Source organism: Streptomyces huiliensis (assembly GCF_020037025.1).
Lineage (GTDB): Bacteria > Actinomycetota > Actinomycetes > Streptomycetales > Streptomycetaceae > Streptomyces > Streptomyces huiliensis.
In genome coordinates, this window is the sequence record NZ_JAIQLH010000102.1 from 1 (window position 1) to 15819 (window position 15819).

Below are 15819 nucleotides of genomic sequence, written 5' to 3' on the forward strand. Positions count from 1 at the left end.
TAGAGGACGCCGAGGTCGGCCCTGCCGTCGCCGTCGAAGTCGGCCGCGACGGGCTTGGACCGCTTCCAGTCCCAGGACCGGGTGCTCCGCCACCGTTTCACCGGCTTGTCGAAGCGGGGGCCGTTGCTGGTGAAGGTCCACAGGGCGGTGCGGTTGTTCCCGGCGGCGTCCTGGCCCTCGTCGTAGAGGACGCCGATGTCCGTCCGGCCGTCGCCGTCGAAGTCCCCCGCGGTGACTTTGGAGGCGGCCCAGTCCCAGGAGCCGGTCCCGGCCTCCAGGTTGTCCCACACCTTCACCGGTGCGGCGAACGAGCCCCGGCCCGTGCTCCGCAGCGTCCACAGCGCGGTGTGGTTGTCCTCGCCCTCCCGGTCGTAGCCGTAGAGGATCGCGACGTCCGCCTTGCCGTCACCGTCGAAGTCGCCGGTGGCCTGCCCGGCCGTGCCCCGGTTGGCGACGAAGAAGGAGACACCCGAGGACGTCGGCCCGGTCTGGCCCGCGTCGTTGACCGCACGGGCGGTCACGGTGTGCGGCCCCTCCGCCAGGGTCGTGGTGTCCAGGCCGACGCTGTACGAGGGACCGGACCCACTGGCCGTACCGACCGCGCGGCCGTCCACGAAGAAGACGGCCTCCGTCGGCTTCCCCTCCTCCTCGGCCACGGACGCGGAGAGCGTGACCGTACCGCTGAGGACGCCGCGGTCCTCCGGGCCCGTGACCCGGGTGACGGGAGGAGTGGCCCGCGGGTACGGGTCGACGCCGTCGTTCACCAGGCCCTTCTGACGGGCGCAGGCGCCCCACTGGCTCGCCCCGGAACCCCGGAGGATCCGCTCCGCGACGGTGATCTGCTCCTTCTTGGTCGCCTTGTGCGGGTACTCGGCGAACTCCCGCCCGTTGTAGGCGTCCCAGGTGGGCTTCATGATCTGGAGGCCGCCGTAGTAGGGACCGGCGGGGTTGACGACGGTCCAGTCGCCCGTGCTCTCGCACTGGGCCATCCGCTCCCACATCTCCAGGGAGGCGGCGGAGGCGGGAGGGGACGACAGGAGGAACGCTGCGGGGGCGAGGGAGGAGACGAGGACGGCGGCGAGGGCGCGCCGCACGGTGCCGCGGGGTCTTTGGGGCATGGGGACATCCTGGGGACGAGCGCAGAGCGCACCGCCGCGAGGGAACGCCTCGCGGTGGTCGCGGCTGCGGGACGGGTGCGTCAGCCGAGGCCGCCGCCGCGGCCGGCCGCACTGGCGGTACGGGGCCGCGCGATCGACGCCTCTGCCGTCACTGACGAAGCGCGCCACGCGGTTGTGACGACGGAGGTGCCGGCCGGCCCCGCGGCCGGCCCGCTTCACCGCCCCGAGCGGGCCGGCGGAAGGTGCCGCCCCCCCAATCCCGGCGACGAGCAGTGACGTCGTGAGCCGGAGCGCGACGGGGGCGCGGGCGCCCTTGCGTGCCATCACCCGGTGGGGTGTTCCACCCGGCGGGGCAGGATGACCGGACATGCCACGGGTAGTTTCCGCGGGGATGAGGCGGCATCCATTGCTCACAGCGGATATGCCCCGGTTGTCGATTGCCGGTCGCCGGTCACCGGTTGCCGGTTGCCGGTTGCCGGTTGCCGGTTGCCGGTTGCCGTCAAGAGGTCAAAGGAAAACGGATCGGGGAGGGAGGCAGACATGCTGGGGGAGATTCAGCAGAGCAACGCCGACCAGGTTTTCTCCACCCTTGACACCACGCGCGACGGTGTCATCGGAAAGGACGACTTCCAGCGGCTGGCTCAGCGCGTGTGCGCGATGCTGCCGAACGTCGACGCCGCCCAGGCGGAGGAGATCGACACCAGCGTCGCCGCGTGGTGGAACTACTTCCGGGAGGCCGCCGACAGTGACGGTGACGGGAAGGTGACCCGCCAGGAATTCCTCGCGGCCGTCGAATCCGGGGTGGAGAGGGGGCAGGAGTACATCGACCGATTCGAGCGGGTCGCCCGCGCGATGATCGCGGCCGCCGACACGGACGGCGACGGCCTGCTCGACTCCGAGGAGATCCAGCGGCTCGGCGAGGCGTGGGAGATCCAGGAAACGCACCACGTCGAGACGTTTCGGCGAGTCGACTCCAACGGCGACGGACGCATCAGTGTGGACGAAGCCGTCCAGGCCGCTTGTGACATCTTCCTGACCCAGGACCGCACAAGCCCCGGAGCCACTTTGCTGGGCTGGTCCTCCAGGAACTGACCCGCCGGCCGAACCTCTCGGCTGCGCTTTCTCCAGCCCGGGCCACCGCATTCGTCATAGCAGAAGGGATTCCATGGCACGGGTGAAGACCGCCGTGATCGGAGCGGGAATCAGTGGCCTGACGGCAGCCTATACGCTCCGAAAGTCCCACGACGTCACGGTGTTCGAGGCCGGGCCACACAGCGGAGGCAACGCCCACACGGTCGACGTACCGGCCCCTGACGGCACACGTCTGGCGATCGATACCGGTGTCGTCCGCTTGCACGAGAACGGCGACCGGGAATTGCTGAGGCTGTGCGAGGAGCTCGGCGCGTCCCCGGTCCCCGTCCCGGAAGGGGTTCCCGCCACTGCGATCCGGTGCGGCGGGTGCGGGTTCTCGTTCACCTGGCCGGGAGCGACCTCGCCGGACGGGCCGGCGGCGCGGCCTGACGTCCCGTCGGCAAAGCGGACCAAATTCACCGAGGACTTCCGGAAGTTCGGACACCTGGCGCGGGAGGGGACGCAGACCTCACTGACCGTCGACGACCTCGTCCGGGAACGGGGATTCTCTCCCTACTTCATCGAGCACGTGGTGGTTCCCCTGATCTGTGTGGCCCGCGCGGTCTCGCCTCCCGCCGCACGACGGTTCTCGGCAGCCCTCGCGTTCGGCACGTCGCTCCGCTTCGGCATGTCCCCTGGGATGCCGTCCTCCGGCTGGATGCGCATGGCCGGCGGTACCCGCACCTATGTCGACCGGCTCGCCGATGGTGCCGCGTTCCGCCTGTCCACCCCGGTGGACGCGGTCACCCGCACCGCCGCCGGCGTCGACATCCGCGACGCGTCCGGCACCCCGCACCACTTCGACAAGGCCGTCCTCGCGGTCCCCGCCGACCGGGCACTGCGCATGCTCACCCATCCCACCCCCGCCCAGTCCACCGCCCTGGGCGCCATCCCCTACGACTACAACGAGTGGATCCTGCACACCGACAGCCGACTCCGGGGGGCCGACGCGAGCGTCGCGTACCACATGGGTTCCTGCGCCGATGAAAGCGCCGATGAACGTGCCGAGATCACCCTGCACCACAACGCCGCACAAGAGATTCCCGGCCCGGTGGCCTACCTCACCACCATGACCCGGGGCGGGGCACGTCCTGACCCCCGGCGCGTCCTGGACTCCCGTACCCATGGCTGTGCCGTCGTCACCCCCGGAGCCGCGGCCGCCATGGCGCGACTGCCCGACATCGGCGACAGCACCCTGGCCTTCGCCGGCGCGTACTTCGAACCCGCCTGCGGACAGGGCGCGGGGTTCGTCGCCGGCCGGAACGCCGCTCACCGCCTCCTCGCGGATCGGGACACTCCGTGACCACTTCCCTGACCTCACTGCCCACGACGTTCACCCTGGGCGGCGATCTGACCGTCAACCGCTTCGGCTACGGCGCCATGCACCTGACGGGCCCAGGCGTATGGGGCCCGCCCGGCGATCCCGACAACGCCATCCGTCTCCTGCGCCACGCGGTTCACGAACGCGGCGTCAACTTCATCGACACCGCCGACTCCTACGGTCCGGGACACAACGAGGAGATCATCCGCAGGGCCCTGCACCCCTACCCCGAGGACCTGGTGATCGCGACCAAAGGCGGCATGCTGCGCACCGGGCCCGACGACTGGGCACACGCCAAGGACCGCGCGCCCTACACCGTCGCGCTGGGCCGGCCCGCCTACCTGCGCCAACAGGTCGAACTCAGCCTCCACCGGCTGGGCCGCGACCGCATCGACCTCTACCAGCTCCACCGCATCGACCCGCTGGTCCCCCTGGCCGACCAGCTCGGCGTCCTCGCCGACCTGCGACGGCAAGGAAAGATCCGCCATCTGGGGCTGTCCGGACAACCCGGGGTCACCGTCGAGCAGCTGGAACAGGCCCGCCGCATCGTGGACATCGCGGCGGTGCAGAACCTCTACAACATCGCCGACCGCTCCGGCGAAGCGGCCCTCGCACACACCGAGCGGCTCGGCATCGCCTTCATCCCCTGGTTCCCCCTGGGCCACGGAGAACTGGTCGGACCGAACGGCGTCCTGACCCGGGCCGCCGCCCGCCACCCCTTCACCGGCGCTCAGCTGGGCCTCGCCTGGCTGCTGCGGCGTTCACCGAACGTCCTGCTCATCCCCGGGACCACCTCGATCGCCCACCTCGACGAGAACCTCGACGCCTCGCGGGTTCGGCTCACCGACGCCCAGTGGGCGGAAGCCGAAGCCCTGTGTACCCAGGCCGGGCCCTGGTGCCCCGCCCCTGCCGCCGCTCCCGCACGGGACGAGAAGGAGCCCGCGTGACCACTCCCCACCCCGCCCACGCTCCCGAGCACCCGCACGTGGCGATCCTGCGCGCCATCTACGCCGACCTGTCGCGGTTCCCCGAGTACGCCGCCGACGACATCGTCCTGCACCGCGCCGACCGCCGTGCCGAGGACCCACCGGTGTGCCGGGGCATCGACGCCGTACTCGCCCACGAACAGGCCCTCGTCCGCCTGACCGCACACACCCTGACCATGGACGTGTCCCACATCGCGGCCACCGACCACTTCGGGGCCGTCCTCGGTGTCCTGCGGGCGACACACCCGCGCCCCTTCGCCATGCCCTTCTGCGGGCTGTGGCGGTTCGCGGACGGACGCGTCGTCGAGCACTGGGAGAACGCCTACGACCCGGCCGCCCTCCAGGACCTCTTCGCCCGGCCCACCCCGCCCAAGGCGTCCGCCTGACCACCGTATGCCGCACCCGTCCCGGGAAGCACCGAACCACGGGAAGCGCCGAACACGGCCGAAGAGAGGCGGACTGCCCGTGAACGTCGACCGAGACAAGCTGAGGCAGGACATCCGGCTCTGCGCGCACATCGCCGGAGTCGCCTGCGACGCCGACTTCGTCAGCCGCTCCGTCGAGGCTTTCGACGACATCCTGGACAGCGCCTGGATGGGAATGCGCACGACGACGCACCCGGAAGCGGCACGGAAGCTGAGCTGGCGCCTCATCCACCAGCGGCCGGTCCCTCCGTTGGAGCGGGCGAGGCAGGCCGGCCTGCGCTCCGGGAGAATGCCTCCCATGGAACGCCTCCTCAAGGCACTCGAGGAGCGGTTCCCCTTGATCTGGGGACTCGACCTCGACGTCGACGGCACGCTGGAGAAGATCTGGGCCGGATTCCCCGGCGGGGTACCGATCGACGAACTCCTGGACGTCCCGGGCTTTCCCGCCGGCGTCGCCGCGGTGAAGCGGGTCATGGACCGCGCCACTCTCGTCGGATTCCACCTCGGCAAGGCCTACCTCAACGTGTACGCGCAGGTCTTCCCGCAGGGCACCCTGACCGCCCGCCGTATGCACGACCTCGTCGCCGAACTCGGCTTCCCCTCCCCGACGGCAGCGGAACTGGCCTGCGCCACCCACGCCTTCAGCGTCTACGAGACCTACCCCTACGGCCGCGAGGGCACGTCGCCCTCGCGCATCTCCTTCTCCACCCGCTGCACACCGGACGAGGTGCCGGCACACCTTCACCCACTACTGAGGAGATTCACCGACGAGGCACCGTTCGCCACCGGTGCGCGCCACTTCCTCTTCTACCCCGACTACAGCGCGAGGGGGCGGAACTTCAAGATCTCGACGGACTACCTCGGCAATCAGCCGCAGATCCTGAAGGCCCTGCTGCCCGCCGAACGGCAGTAGCGCCGAGAACCACGGCCCGTTCGCCGCCCGCCGCCCGCCGCCGCCTGGCTCGAGAGTGGTAGGGCTATCCCTACCTCCACATTACGAGCGGGCCATGTAGGCGTGCGGTTTCGTTCCGGCGAGGCTGGGATCATGTACCTCGCGAGTGATTCGGCGGCCGCCGCGGTCGAGCTGGAAGATGTGTCGAAGACGTACCCCGGCGGTGGTGGGACGCCCGCGCTGCGGGGAGTGAGCGCACGGCTGTCGGCCGGGACGTTCTCGGCTGTGATGGGTCCTTCCGGGTCCGGGAAGTCGACGCTGCTGAACTGTGCCGCGGGTCTTGAGCGCCCCAGCGCCGGGAGGGTCCGGCTGGCCGGGGAGGACATCGGTGCGCTGCGGGAGCCGGCGTTGACGCGTGCGCGCCGTCGCCGGGCGGGTTTCGTGTTCCAGTCGTTCAACCTGGTCCCGGCGTTGTCGGTGTGGCAGAACGTGCTGTTGCCGCAGCGTCTGGCCGGAGTGCGGCCCGACCGGCGGTGGGCGGACGAGGTCCTCGCCCGGGTGGGACTGTCGGGGCGCCGGAACGCCCGCCCCGACCAGCTCTCGGGCGGGCAGCAGCAGCGGGTGGCGGTCGCGCGGGCGCTGGCCGGGCGACCGCAGGTGCTCTTCGCCGATGAGCCGACCGGAGCGCTGGACCTGTCGGCCGGGCACGAGGTGTTGGCGCTGCTGCGGGAGGCGGTGGACGAGCTGGGCCAGACGGTGGTCATGGTCACACACGACCCGGCCGCCGCCGCCTGGGCGGACCAGGTCCTCTTCCTCGCCGACGGCCGGGTCCATTCCTCCCTCCAGGACGTTTCGGCCGCGGAGGTCGCCGCCGTGATGACGGAGCTGAGCGCCCGATGATCCGTCTCGCCCTCGCCACCGTGCGCCATCGCTGGTGGTCCTTCGCCGGGACCTTCGCCGGCACCGCCTTGGCGGTGGCGTTGATCGCCGCCTGCGGCACGCTGCTGTTCTCCGCCCTGTCCTCGCCGGCCGGATCCGACCGGTACGCCGCCGCGGACGCCGTGGTCAGTGCCCGGCGCCAGGTGAGCGTGCACGACGGGGACAAGACCAAGAGCCGCCCGTTGTCCGGTGCGCCCGCGCTGCCGAGTGGTCTGGCCGACCGCCTGGCCACGGTGCCCGGCGTGGCGCGGGTGACGAAGGACGTGGCGTTCCACGCCCAGCCGCTCACGGCCGGTGGCGATCCGGTCGGTGGCGATCCGGCCGGTGGCGATCCGGTCGGTGGCGATCGGGCCGGTGGCGATCCGGTCGGTGGCGGGACGGGCGGGGCGCCGGTCATGGGGCATCCCTGGACGTCGGCGTCCCTGACCCCGTTCCGGCTCCTCAGCGGCCACGCACCCCGTGACGGCGAGGTGGTGCTCGACGCCGGACTGGCCCGGCGCGCCGGCGTGCACCCTGGGGACCGGGTGCGCATGGCCCTGTCGCAGGAGGTCACCTCCTTCCGCCTCGCCGGCATCGTCGCCACCGCCCAAGGGCCGCAACTCCCCTCGCAGGGCGCGGTGTTCTTCTCCGCCTCGGATGCGGGGCGGCTGGCCCAGCCGGGGGATGCGACCGCGCTCGCCCTGCACTTCTCCGAGGGTGCTGACGGCGACGAAGTGCTGGACGACGTCCGGTCGGCCGCCGGAGCGGACGTGCGGGTGCTCACCGGCGAAGAGCGGGTACAGGCCGACGCTCCGACCGCGCTGGTCAGCTACACCGGCGCGGTCGGGGTGTTCGGTTCGATGGCCGGCATCACCGTGTTCGCCGCCCTGTTCGTCATCGCCGGAACCATCGCCTTCGCCGCCCGGCAGCGCCTGCGTGAACTGGCCCTGCTCCGTACCCTGGGCGCCACGCCGCACCAGGTGCGCCGGCTGATGGGCCTGGAAGCGTGGGCGGTGGGCGTGGTCGCCGCCGTGGTGGGGACCCCGCTGGGGCTGTGGTCGGCGCACTGGATGCGTGACCGTTTCGTGGCCACCGGCGCCGTCCCCGCTTCCCTGCACACGCACGGCGGCATGGTGCCGTTGCTGCTCGCGGCCGGCACAGGGGTGGGTGTGGCGCGGCTGGCGGCGTACTTCGCCGCACGGCGAGTGGCCCGGATCGCGCCGGCGGAGGCGATGCGGGAGTCGGCCGCGGCCCCGGCCGGCGGCAGGGCATGGCGTCTGCTGACCGGGGCGGTGCTCGTCGCGGGCGCGGCGGCGGTGCTGGTGTTCACGCCGATGCGCGGCGGGATCGGTGTGGGCATGGGCTTCATCGGCTGCGCTCTGCTGATCTGTGCCGCCGCCGCCCTGGGGCCGTGGCTGGTACGGGCGGTGGGTGCCGTGCTGGGCGGTCTCCTGCCGGGAGCGGCCGGCCGTCTGGCCGCCGCCAACACCCGGCGCTTCCCGCTGCGTGCGGCGGGGGCGGCGATGCCGCTGGCGCTGCTGTTCGCCCTGAACGCCACCATGCTGCTGAACTCCACCCTCCTCGGCGACCTCACGGCCCAGACCGGCCGGGCCCGGGTCGCCGCCGCCCGCGAGACCCTGACCGCCGCCGGTGGTCCCGGTCTGCCGCTGGGCGCCTACGAGGAGGCGGCCAGGACGCCGCGGGTACGGGACGCGGACGCGACCCTGCCGAGCGAGGTCATGGTCCGCGAGGGCGGCAGACCGCAGCACTACCCCGCCCAGGGCCTGTACCGCACCGGAGGCGGCGTCCTGGACCTGAAGGTCACCCGCGGTGCCCTGAACGGGCTCGGCGAAGGGGTGGCGGTCAGTACGGACCTCGCCGGCACCCAGCACTGGCGGGTGGGGGACACGGTCGGGTTGTGGCTGCCGGACGGCACGCGCGTCTCGCGGCCGGTAGTGGCCTTGTACGCCCGTTCCGCCGGGTTCGGCGACGTCGTACTGCCCGGCCCGCTGGCCGCCGCGCACACTCCCCGGCCCCTGCTGTCGGCCGTGTACCTCGGCCAGGATCCCGGCCCCGCGGCCATGAAGACGTTGCGCGCGCGGTTCCCGCACCTGTCCGCGGACGGCGGCACGGCAGACGGCCGCCGGGACGCCGAAGACGCCTCCCAGCAGGCGGCGCTGCGCCTGCTGACCGGCATCTCCGTCGTCTTCACCGCCGTCGCCGTCCTCAACACCTTCGCCATGGCCGCCCTCGGCCGCCGCGGCGAGTACGCCGCTCTGCGGCTGCTGGGCGCCACCGCCCGCCAGGTCCGGGCGATGGCCGCACGGGAAGCGGCACTGACGACCACCGCCGGCCTCGCGGTCGGTGCGGGGATCGCCGCGGTGGTCGTGGGAACGTTCAGCAGCGCCCAGGACGGCCGGTGGCGCATCATCGTCGACCCCCTCTGGTACACAGGGCTCCTCGCCGGTACCGGCCTGCTCGGTCTGGCCGCCGCGGCCCTGCCCACCCGCCTGGTCCTGCGCACCGCGGCGGCCGGTGGCGGACGGAGCGAGCGGTGAGGCCGACACGCGAGGCGGCGGCCGGAACCCGTGCCGCCGTCGTGAGGCCGGGGGTTCGTAGAGTGCGGGACATGGTCCAGCGCACCGTCCGGTCCCTGCACTACCTACTGCTGGGCCCGGTCGCGGGCGTCGGGGCGCTGGTGACCGTCGTGGCCGGGGTCACCGGCTGCGCGCTCCTGGCCGTCACCCACCTGGGCGCCCCGGCCTTCCTGGCCACGACCTCCACGGCGCGCCGGCTCGCCGGACTCGAACGGCGCCGCGCCGCCCTCGTCCTGCCCGCCCGGATTCCCACGCCCTACCCGGCCGCCGAAGCGGCCGCCGTCTCCGCCCGGGCCCGGCAACGGGCCGCCCATCCCGCCACCTGGCGCGATACCGCCTGGCTGACGATCCTCTTCCCGTTGACCGTGGTCTGCGCCGTCCTCGCCGTGGTCGTCCTCGCCGTGGACCTGGCGGCCCTCACCGCACCGGCCTGGGCCTGGGCCCTTCCACCGGGTCGCCGCGGCGATCCGGGATTCATGACACTGACCACCCCGGGAAGGCAGGCGGTGACGGCGCTGGCCGCGCTGTTCCTGCTGCCGGGCGCCGCGTGGCTCGTACGTGCCCTGGCCGCCGGCCAGGCCCGGCTGGCCGCCGGGCTGCTCAAGCCCGGCCGCACCCAGCGACTGACCGAACGCACCGACCACCTGGCCCGCACCCGCAGCCGCGCCATCGACGCCCAGGCCGCCGAACTGCGCCGTATCGAACGCGACCTCCACGACGGCGCCCAGGCCCGCATCGTCGCCCTCGGCATGACCCTCGCCCTGGCGGAGCGGCGCCTCAAGGCCCTCGGACCGGCCGCGGACCAGGCCCGCGCCGACCTCACCGCGGCTCGCGCCGACGTCAACGCGGCCCTGGACGAGCTACGCCACCTCGTGCGCGGCATCCATCCCCCGATCCTCACCGACCGCGGCCTGGACGGCGCCCTGACCGCGCTCTTCGCCGATCACCCCCTGCCGGTCTCCCCGGACATCCGGCTGCCTCGGCGCCTGGCACCCGCCCTGGAGGCCGCCGCGTACTTCCTGATCGCGGAAGCCCTCACCAACATCACCAAACACGCCCACGCCACCACGGCCGCCGTCACCGTCCGTACCCGCCCCGACGGCACCCTGACCGTCACCGTCACCGACGACGGACACGGCGGAGCCGACCCGGACGGCTCCGGCCTGATGGGACTGCGCCGCCGCGTCGAAGCCCTCGACGGCACCCTTACCCTGACCAGCCCCACCGGTGGCCCCACCACCGTCCACGCGGAGATCCCATGCGCCTTGTAATCGCCGAAGACCTGCTCCTGCTGCGCGAAGGACTCATCCGCCTGCTCACCGCCACCGGCCATGACGTCCTGGCCGCCGTCGACTCCGGACCCGACCTGATCGCCGCCGTGGACACCCACCGCCCCGACCTCGCCCTCATCGACGTCCGTCTCCCGCCCGGCTTCCGCGACGAAGGACTCCGCGCCGCCATCGAGATCCGCGCGCGCCACACCCCGCCGCCACCGGTGATCATCCTGTCCCAGTACGTCGAACGCACCTACGCCGCCGAGCTCCTCGCCGACGGCCACGGCGGCGTCGGCTACCTCCTCAAGGACCGCGTCACCGACATCGACGCCTTCCTCGACGCCCTCGAACGCGTCGCCGCCGGCGGTACCGCCCTCGACCCCGAAGTCGTCGCCCAGATCTTCGCCCGCCACAGCCAGGACGACCGTCTCGCCCGGCTCACCCCTCGCGAACACGAAGTCCTCGCCCTCATGGCCCAGGGCCTGTCCAACTCCGCCATCGCCGAACGCCTCGTCCTCGCCCCCGTCTCCGTCGAGAAACACATCTCCAACCTCCTCGCCAAACTCGACCTCCCGCCCACCAGTGACACCCACCGGCGCGTGCAGGCCGTCCTCACCTACCTCAACGCCTGATCCACCTGACCCATCACCGCCGCCCCGGTGAACGAAGCCATCGCCCCGGCCGCCCCTGCCATGACCTCTGCTCCAGGTTCCGCGGTTTCGCGGGCACTTCCGCGTGTTCACGAACAGCGGTCACGTTCAGCGGGTTCCGGTTGTCGTTTGTTACTGAACTTCCGCTCGCGGGTGCGGATCCAGAAGGCAAGAAGAGCGATGAGGGTGAGGGCCCCTGTCCAGGTGAGGCTTGCGCCTACGGGCCGAACCGGGGCCGTGGGAGCAAGGCCGGCGGCGAGGCAGGTCTGCATCGGGCCGTACATCGGCAGCAAGGGGCTCAGGAACCCGTGCGGGTCGGGATTGACCAGGGGGCTTTGCGGCAACAGGTCGAGGTTGCTGGTGACGAAGATGACGACCATGCCTTCGAGTTCACCGGGCAGGAAGAGCGCGAGGACGAGTCCGAGCGCGCCATAGACCATGCACGCGGTGAACAGCCCGAGCCACAGGAGCACCGGGTGGTGGGGCGACCATACGGCCAGCGTCCATGCGGTGGTGTACAGGGCGACGAGTGCGGCGGCCGAGAGCAGCGAGGTCGCCTTGGCCAGGAGGAGTGGGGTGCGCGGGTAGCCGGCGGCGGTGAGCCGGCGGTCGAAGGGGCCGGCCTGGCGGGCGGCACTGAAGGTGAGGAAGGCCATCAGGAGCATGACCACGCCGAGGCAACCGTGGACCATGCCCACGTGGTCCGTCGGCGCGGTGAGCGTCCGGCCGGTCGCGCGCAGCCGGAAGGTCAGCGAGGCGGGCGCGAAGACGTGCGGTGCGGCGAGGATCCATAGGGGGATGAGGACGGCCAGCAGCAGAGCGGCGAGGGTGTTCTTGGCGAGTTCGGCCAGGTTGTAGCGGGCCGCGACGCGGTAGGCCCTCACCTGTCGGCTCCCTTCGTCATGCCGGCCGCCTGGTGGCCGAGCTGGATGACGGCGTCCAGACGGCCGGTGTCGTAGGCGAGGTGGGAGATGACGACGGTGGTGCGCCCGGCCGCGCGGCGGGCGGCGGCGAGGTCCCAGAATGCCAGATATGTCTGCCAGTCGAAGCCTTGGTAGGGCTCGTCAAGCAACATTACGTCCGGATCGTTCATGAGGGTGAGGACGAGGCTGAGCTTCTGCCGTGTGCCGCCGCTGAGGGCTTTGACGGGGACGTGAAGGTGGTCGGTGAAGGCGAGCCGGTCGACCAGCTCGTGGGCACGGTCGAGGTCCGGGAGGCGGAAGGCCTCCTGGAACAGGCGCAGGTGCTGGAGCGGCGTAAGGGCGTTGTTGAGAACGGGGTGCTGGGGACAGTGGCCGATCGTGCCGTCGACGGTGACGGTGCCTTTGTCCGGGCGCAGGTCACCGCACAGGATGCGCAGGAGGGTGGTTTTGCCGACGCCGTTCTCCCCGACGACACCGACGGTCTGCCCGGCTCGGACGGTGAGGTCGACGCCGGCCAGGACGACGCGCTTGCCGAATGCCTTGTGGATGTCCCGCGCGCGGAGGGCGGTACTGCCGGGCGTGGGCGGAGGAAGGGGCATGGTTCCTCGTGTGTGTACGTGGTCGTTCAGACATGCGTGGCCGTGGGGCGGGAGCCGCGCGGGCGGGGTGTCATCACCATGGGCGGGGCCTGCAGCATCGTGCTGACCCGGGGCAGGACGGGGCTCGACGACGCGCCTTCCCTCTGGAGGGTCCAGTTCTGCAGGACCCGGGCGAGGACGACGACGATCTCGGTGAGCGCGAAGGTGTCACCGGGGCACTTGCGGGAGCCGTTACCGAACGGGATGTACGCCCCGCGCGGGCCGGGGGTGCCGTCCGCCCAGCGGGCGGGGTCGAACCGCTCGGGGTCCGGGAAGAGGCCCGGCTGGTGGTGCATCAGGTAGGGGCTGACGACCACGCTGGTCCCCGGTGGCAGGGCCCGCCCGGCCAGTTCGACTGGAGCGGCGACACAGCGCGTGAGAAGCCAGCTCTGCGGGTACAGCCGCAGCGTCTCCAGTACGACGTGCCGGGTGAGTTCCAGGCGTCGTACGGCCGACTCGTCGGGTGGATCGCCCCCGAGGACGGAGTCGATCTCGCGCAGGACGCGACGGGCGATGTCCGGGTGGCGGTCGAGCAGGTGCAGGGCCCACACCATGGCGCTGGCGTGGCCCGGTGCCGTCGCGGCGGCGAAGATGTTGATGACGTTCTCGCGCACCTCGTCGTCGGCCATGGGATCCCCGGCATCGTCACGCGCCGTCAGCAGCATGGACAGGATGTCCGCGTGCTCCGCGCCGGAGCGGCGGTAGGCGAGGATCACTTCGTCGACGACCTGCTTGTACCGGGCCAGCGCCCGCTGGAACCGCCGGGTACGACGGCGGAACAGCCACTGTGCCCCGAGTGCCGAGGTGAACGCCTCGCGGTGAATGCCTTTGATGATCGCCTGAAGGCAGGCGTGGGTCTCGTCCCGGTGATGCTCCGCGATCTCGGCGGCGAACATCGCGCGTACGCCGACCGCCATCGCCATGTCCGTCATCTCACGCGTCACGTCGAACGGGACACCGGGCCGCCAGGCACCGGTCATCGCGTCGGCCATGGCGACCATGGTGGCGATGTGTCCGGCGACGCGGGTGTGCTGGAACGCCGGCTGGACCAGGCGTCGCACCCGCTTGTGCACGGCATTCGGGCAGGTGACGATCCCGTCCCCGAGGAGCGCGCGCACCTCCTCGTGAGCCGGGCCCCCTTTGTCGAACGTGCGGGAGTTCCGCAGGACCTGGTCGACCAGCTCCGGGTGGCAGGCGAGATAGACGGGCTGCCTCCCGAGTCGCACGCGTACGAGATCTCCCTCCGACGGCAGGGAGCAGAGGAAGGGCAGCGGCGTCCTCCAGATGCGCAGTGCGTGCCCCAGCCCCGGCAACGCACCCGAAGCGTCCGCGAATCGGAAGTCGGATCGTGTTCCGCTCATGAGGCATGGGCTCCTTGCACACAGGCGGGGTGGCGACGCCGGATGTCCGAGACCGTTCTACTCAACTCACGGCCGCAGTGACTCTGTTCGGCGGACTGTCGCACCGTCCGGGTGGAACTTTGATTCGTTCGACTGAAGCAGGCCGAGGACTGTTGACGGGCGAAGACCCGAGGGGGTGAACCGGAAGCGGACCGCGTTGCGTTGAGCGCCGCGAGCGCACCACCATCGTGGTGCGGGCACCGGCCATGCCGGCCCCCGGCCCTGACCACAGCGCCGGTCCGCGATCCGCGACCTCTGCGAGGAGCTCATCTTGACCGACGCCACCGCGGTGGAGGAACGCCCGCTCGCGGCCAGCGAGGCCGCCTTCGTCCCGTTCGGTACGCCGATCCACTTCAGCCAGCGGGTGTACGGCCGGTTCGACCTCGACGCCCTCGCGTCCGTAGTCGAGGACCTGCTCGGTCTGCACCCCGTGCTGTCCGCGCGGATCGTGACCGGGGATCAGGGCCATGTCCTGCGGCTGGACCCGTCGGTGCCCGGTCCGCGTCTGGGCGTGGGTGACGGTATCGACCAGGCCGGGGTGCCCTATGCGCCGGACACGCCGCTGTTCAGGGTCGTCGTGGCCAAGGAGGCGGAGGACCGCCACCGATTGGCGCTGTCGGTGCACCATGCCATCAGCGACGGTGTCAGTGCGCTGGCACTGCTGCACACCCTGTGGCGCGGCTACAGCGCACGCGTCACCGGCCGCACGCCGCACCTCCCGCCCCCGGCCGCCGGGTTGCCCCGACCCGTCGAAGAACACTTCCGCGCCCGCTTCTCCACCGAGGAGCTGAGCGTCTTCCTCAGGGACCGCTCGGCGAAGACCCGAGATCTCGTCCCGGCGTGCGTCCCCGCCCTCGCGGCGGGCCGCGACGCGCGAGCGACGCAAGCCGGCGTCCACAGGCGACGGGTACGACTGGCCGCCGGGTCCGTCGATCAACTGACGCGCACCGCCAAGGCGGCACGCATGAGCCTGCACGCGCTGGCCTGTGGCATCGCGCTGCGCGCCGTCCACTCGCAGACACCCTCCCGTGACGACAGCGTCCCCATGACGTGCCTGTCCGCGCTGGATCTACGGCGGCGGTTCCGTCCGCCCATGCCCATGCACGAGATGGTGCTGGCCGCCACCGCCTCGCGCGCCGTGGTCGAGGTGGGGCCCGACTCCCATCCGGTCGGCATCGGGCGCCGCGTGCTGGAGCAACTGCGCGCGGCGGTCCTGGACAACACAGTGCAGAAAGCGATCGCCGCGACCGCCGAACTGATGGACGAAGTGGCGCACACGCCTATCAGTGTGCTGGTCAGCGATCTGATGACGAAGACCCCACCGCTGCTCCTCCCTCCGGATCTGAGCTCCGGCCCCATCGACGGGTGCACCCTTCCTCCCGGCCCCCTGCCTTCGGTCTTTCTCACCGGCGGCCACGACGGCACGGCCGGCCTCGATATCACCCTGGTCATGGCCGCGGACTGGTTCACCGCACGGCAGGCCGACGACCTGGCCGAGGCCATCGAGGAGGCCGTCCACCGCGCGCTGCGCGAGTAGGCCCGGTGG

General features: G+C 71.9%; 14 protein-coding genes. 10 read left to right on the plus strand and 4 right to left on the minus strand.

The window, feature by feature from the left end; genetic code table 11:
- On the minus strand, positions 1–1118 hold a 1118-nt coding region (locus JNW98_RS19100), incomplete at its 3' end, for a transglycosylase family protein (RefSeq protein WP_223769469.1).
- Between the two features lie 486 nt (positions 1119–1604).
- Between JNW98_RS19100 and JNW98_RS19105 the strand changes: the two genes are divergently transcribed.
- The 9 genes from JNW98_RS19105 (at position 1605) to JNW98_RS19145 (ending at position 11294) form a co-directional block, all read left to right on the plus strand.
- Positions 1605–2210, plus strand: coding sequence for an EF-hand domain-containing protein (locus JNW98_RS19105; protein WP_223769470.1), 606 nt, complete (start codon positions 1605–1607; stop codon positions 2208–2210).
- Positions 2211–2283: 73 nt separating this feature from the next.
- The gene (locus JNW98_RS19110) at positions 2284–3552 is read left to right on the plus strand and encodes an FAD-dependent oxidoreductase (protein WP_223769471.1); all 1269 of its coding nucleotides are present in this window, start codon (positions 2284–2286) and stop codon (positions 3550–3552) included.
- Positions 3549–4517, plus strand: a complete 969-nt coding sequence (locus tag JNW98_RS19115) for an aldo/keto reductase (RefSeq protein ID WP_223769472.1) — start codon at positions 3549–3551, stop codon at positions 4515–4517. The genes JNW98_RS19110 and JNW98_RS19115 overlap by 4 nt, the downstream gene beginning before the upstream one ends.
- Positions 4514–4942, plus strand: a complete 429-nt coding sequence (locus JNW98_RS19120) for a nuclear transport factor 2 family protein (protein WP_223769473.1) — start codon at positions 4514–4516, stop codon at positions 4940–4942. The genes JNW98_RS19115 and JNW98_RS19120 overlap by 4 nt, the downstream gene beginning before the upstream one ends.
- Positions 4943–5021: 79 nt before the next feature.
- Positions 5022–5894, plus strand: coding sequence for an aromatic prenyltransferase (locus JNW98_RS19125; protein WP_223769474.1), 873 nt, complete (start codon positions 5022–5024; stop codon positions 5892–5894).
- Positions 5895–6026: 132 nt separating this feature from the next.
- A complete protein-coding gene (locus tag JNW98_RS19130; protein ID WP_223769475.1) occupies positions 6027–6773 on the plus strand; it encodes an ABC transporter ATP-binding protein in 747 nt (248 codons plus the stop codon).
- Positions 6770–9349 (plus strand): ABC transporter permease, encoded by a 2580-nt coding sequence (locus tag JNW98_RS19135; RefSeq protein WP_223769476.1) that lies wholly within the window; start codon positions 6770–6772, stop codon positions 9347–9349. The genes JNW98_RS19130 and JNW98_RS19135 overlap by 4 nt, the downstream gene beginning before the upstream one ends.
- A gap of 71 nt (positions 9350–9420) precedes the next feature.
- Positions 9421–10659, plus strand: coding sequence for a sensor histidine kinase (locus tag JNW98_RS19140; protein ID WP_223769477.1), 1239 nt, complete (start codon positions 9421–9423; stop codon positions 10657–10659).
- Positions 10647–11294: a response regulator transcription factor gene (locus JNW98_RS19145; protein ID WP_223769478.1), complete on the plus strand. Its 648-nt coding sequence runs from the start codon at positions 10647–10649 to the stop codon at positions 11292–11294. The genes JNW98_RS19140 and JNW98_RS19145 overlap by 13 nt, the downstream gene beginning before the upstream one ends.
- Before the next feature lie 107 nt (positions 11295–11401).
- Here JNW98_RS19145 and JNW98_RS19150 read toward each other — a convergent pair whose 3' ends face one another.
- From JNW98_RS19150 to JNW98_RS19160, 3 genes are read right to left on the minus strand one after another with little or no spacing between them, the layout of a single operon-like run.
- A complete protein-coding gene (locus JNW98_RS19150; RefSeq protein WP_223769479.1) occupies positions 11402–12196 on the minus strand; it encodes a hypothetical protein in 795 nt (264 codons plus the stop codon).
- On the minus strand, positions 12193–12834 hold the full coding sequence (locus tag JNW98_RS19155) for an ATP-binding cassette domain-containing protein (RefSeq protein WP_223769480.1): 642 nt from the start codon (positions 12832–12834) through the stop codon (positions 12193–12195). Before JNW98_RS19155 ends, JNW98_RS19150 begins: the two co-directional genes overlap by 4 nt.
- Before the next feature lie 26 nt (positions 12835–12860).
- Positions 12861–14099, minus strand: a complete 1239-nt coding sequence (locus tag JNW98_RS19160; protein ID WP_372459278.1) for a cytochrome P450 — start codon at positions 14097–14099, stop codon at positions 12861–12863.
- A 445-nt stretch (positions 14100–14544) separates the two neighbouring features.
- On the opposite strand from JNW98_RS19160, the gene JNW98_RS19165 reads away from it, so the two are divergent.
- Positions 14545–15810, plus strand: coding sequence for a phthiocerol/phthiodiolone dimycocerosyl transferase family protein (locus tag JNW98_RS19165; protein WP_223769482.1), 1266 nt, complete (start codon positions 14545–14547; stop codon positions 15808–15810).
- The last annotated feature ends 9 nt before the right edge of the window (positions 15811–15819 follow it).